The sequence below is a fragment of the Amaricoccus sp. genome (assembly GCF_036846665.1).
GTDB lineage: Bacteria > Pseudomonadota > Alphaproteobacteria > Rhodobacterales > Rhodobacteraceae > Amaricoccus.
The window spans coordinates 1-2,770 of record NZ_DAIUBO010000352.1 but is presented as its reverse complement, the minus strand read 5'-3'; the positions used below and the strand labels follow the sequence as shown (position 1 = coordinate 2,770).

Here is a 2,770-nt window from a genome sequence, read left to right as displayed (position 1 = left end):
CCCCATGACGAAGGCGGCGATCACCACGCCGGGGATCGAACCCGACCCGCCGAGGATGCTGACGCCGCCGAGCACGACCATGGTCACGATCTCGAGCTCCCATCCCACGGCGATCGATGGCCGGGTGGAGCCGAGCCGCGAGGTCAGGCAGACGGCGGCAACCCCGGACATGAGCCCCGTCATCAGGAAGAGGATGAACTTCACCCGCGCCACCCGGATCCCGGAGAAGAGCGCCGCGGTGGGATTGTTGCCGATCGCATAGACCGCCCGCCCGAAGTTCGTGCCGTGCAGGAGCACGCCATAGGCGAGGGCGAGCAGGGCGAAGAGCACCAGCTCGAAGGAGAACACCCACCAGACATAGCCCTGGCCGAACCAGGCGAAGGCGGGCGGATAACCGGTGTAGGCCTTGTCGCCGAGCACGATATAGGCGATGCCGCGGAAGAGGCTCAGGGTGCCGATGGTCACCACGATCGAGGGCAGGCCGAGGCGGGTGACGAGCAACCCGTTGAAGGCGCCGCAGAGCAGGCCCACGACCAGGCCGATCAGCACGATCTCGGTCGTCCCGGCGCCGAACTGGACCGCGGCCCCCATGGCGGTCGATGCAAGCGCGATGATCGCGGCCACCGACAGGTCGATCTCGCCGGAGACGATCAGGAGCGCCATGGGAAAGGCGATCATCGCCTTCTCGGTGAAGTTGAACGTCGCGTCCGACAGGTTCCAGGCATCCAGGAAATACGGCGACACCAGCGAATTGGCGACGAAGATCGCCAGAGCCAGGCCGAGCAGCAGGGTCTCCCAGCGCCCGGCTATGCGCTGCAAGGGTGAATTGAGCCGGTCGGGGATGCGGCGGTGGCCCGCTGTCGCCGTCATGTCGCGTGCTCCGCCCGCTTGAGGATGATCCGGCCCTTCGCCCGCTGCGATCGCGCGTTGAACGCCACCGCGACGATGATCGCCGCGCCCGAGATCGCGAGCTGCCAGAAGGGCGAGACGTCGATCACCGGCAGCGCGTTCTTGATCACGCCGAGAAACAGCGCTCCGAGGACCGCGCCTCCGACCGAGCCGGCGCCGCCGGCGATCGAGATGCCGCCGATGACGCAGGCGGCGATGACGTCGAGCTCGAAGCCGCCGGCGATGTCCACATAGGCCACCGCATAGCGCGCCACCCAGAGATAGCCGGTCAGGCCGGCGAGCGTGCCCGAGATCACGAAGGCCAGGAACTGCGTCCGCCCGACGTCGATCCCGGTATAGACCGCCGCATGGGGGTTGCCGCCGACGGCGAAGAAGGCGCGGCCGAGCGGCGTGCGGGAGATCAGCACGGCGAAGGCGGCGATCACCAGGATGGCGATCCAGGACAGGACCGGCAGACCGAGGATCACCGCGCGCGGGAAGGCCTTGAAGGCCGGGCTCATCTCATGGGCGTTGATCCACTGGCCGTCGGAAATGACGAAGATGATGCCGCGGTAGATCGTCAGCGTGCCGAGCGTGACCACGATCGGCGGAATGCCGAGCTTCCAGACCAGCAGGCCGTTCGCCGCGCCCATGATCGCGCCCAAAGCCAGGGCGAGCAGGATGATCAGCGGGATCGGCATGCCGGGCGCCGCGGTGTTGAGCATCGCCACGACCATGCCGGTCAGCGCCAGGTTCGCCGCGACCGAGAGATCGATGCAGCGCGTCAGGATCACCACCATCTGGCCCAGGGCGAGGATGATGAGCGGCGAGGTGTCGTTGAAGACATTGGCGAGGTTCGAGGGCGCGACGAAGCCCTCGTAGCGCGTCGAGATCAGGAGGATCAGCAGGACAATGGCGCCGAGCAGAATCGCCTCGCGCGACCTGAGGAAGCGCCGGATCATGCCGCGGCCTCGGCGATGCCGGCGGCGTGGCGCACGAGCCGCTCCGGGGCAAGCTCGTCCCGGTTGAACTCGGCCACGATCCGGCCTTCGCGCATGACGATCACGCGGTCGGACATGCCGAGGATCTCGGGGATCTCCGAGGAGACCATGACGACGGCGAGGCCCTGGCCCGCGAGCTCGGCCATGAATTCGTGCACGGCCGCCTTCGAGCCGATGTCGATGCCCTTGGTCGGCTCGTCGAGGATGATCACCCGTGGCTGGGTGGCGAGCCATTTGGCGATCACCACCTTCTGCTGGTTGCCGCCCGAGAGATTGCCGACGTCCTGGTCGAGCGATGCCGCGCGCAGATCCAGCCGCTCGGTATATTCGCGGGCGAGGGCGAATTCCTCCGCCAGCCGGATGAAGCCGTGCCGCGAGGTCCGCGCCAAGGACGGCAGCGTCACGTTCTGGAAGATCGGCAGCCCGATCACCGCGCCCTGCCTGCCGCGGTCCTCGGGCACGTAGACGATGCCCGCCCGCACGGCCTCCGCGGGGCTGCGGATGACCGCGTCCCTGCCGTCGATCCTGACCCTGCCCTTCGAGGGTCGGGTGATGCCGAAGAGCGCCTGCATGAATTCGCTCCGCCCGGCGCCGACCAATCCGTAGAAGCCGAGGATCTCGCCGCGGCGGAGCGTGAAGCCGACATCCTCGAACTCGGTCGGATGGCTGTAGCCGGCGACCTCGAGCACCGCCTCGCCGGGGCGATGATCGCGGCGCGGGAAGATCTGGTCGACCGACCGGCCGACCATCATGCGCACGAGCTCGTCCTGGGTCACGTCGGCGATCCGCCCCTCCCCGACGAGCGCCCCGTCGCGGAACACCGTGTAGCGGTCGGCGATGCGGAAGATCTCGTCGAACTTGTGGCTGATGAACAGGATCGC

General features: G+C 68.1%; 3 protein-coding genes. All 3 read right to left on the bottom strand.

Annotated elements, in window-relative coordinates; genetic code table 11:
* A partial coding sequence (locus V7050_RS20090) for an ABC transporter permease (protein WP_324411143.1) occupies positions 1-870 on the bottom strand: 870 nt, incomplete at its 3' end.
* Positions 867-1,850, bottom strand: coding sequence for an ABC transporter permease (locus V7050_RS20085; RefSeq protein WP_324369705.1), 984 nt, complete (start codon positions 1,848-1,850; stop codon positions 867-869). The genes V7050_RS20090 and V7050_RS20085, both read right to left, overlap by 4 nt.
* On the bottom strand, positions 1,847-2,770 hold a 924-nt coding region (locus V7050_RS20080), incomplete at its 5' end, for a sugar ABC transporter ATP-binding protein (RefSeq protein ID WP_324369703.1). The genes V7050_RS20085 and V7050_RS20080, both read right to left, overlap by 4 nt.

Bases quoted from the DNA above. Each gene is read 5' to 3' on its own strand.
- V7050_RS20085 (WP_324369705.1), bottom strand. From the start codon at position 1,850: ATGATCCGGCGCTTCCTCAGGTCGCGCGAGGCGATTCTGCTCGGCGCC.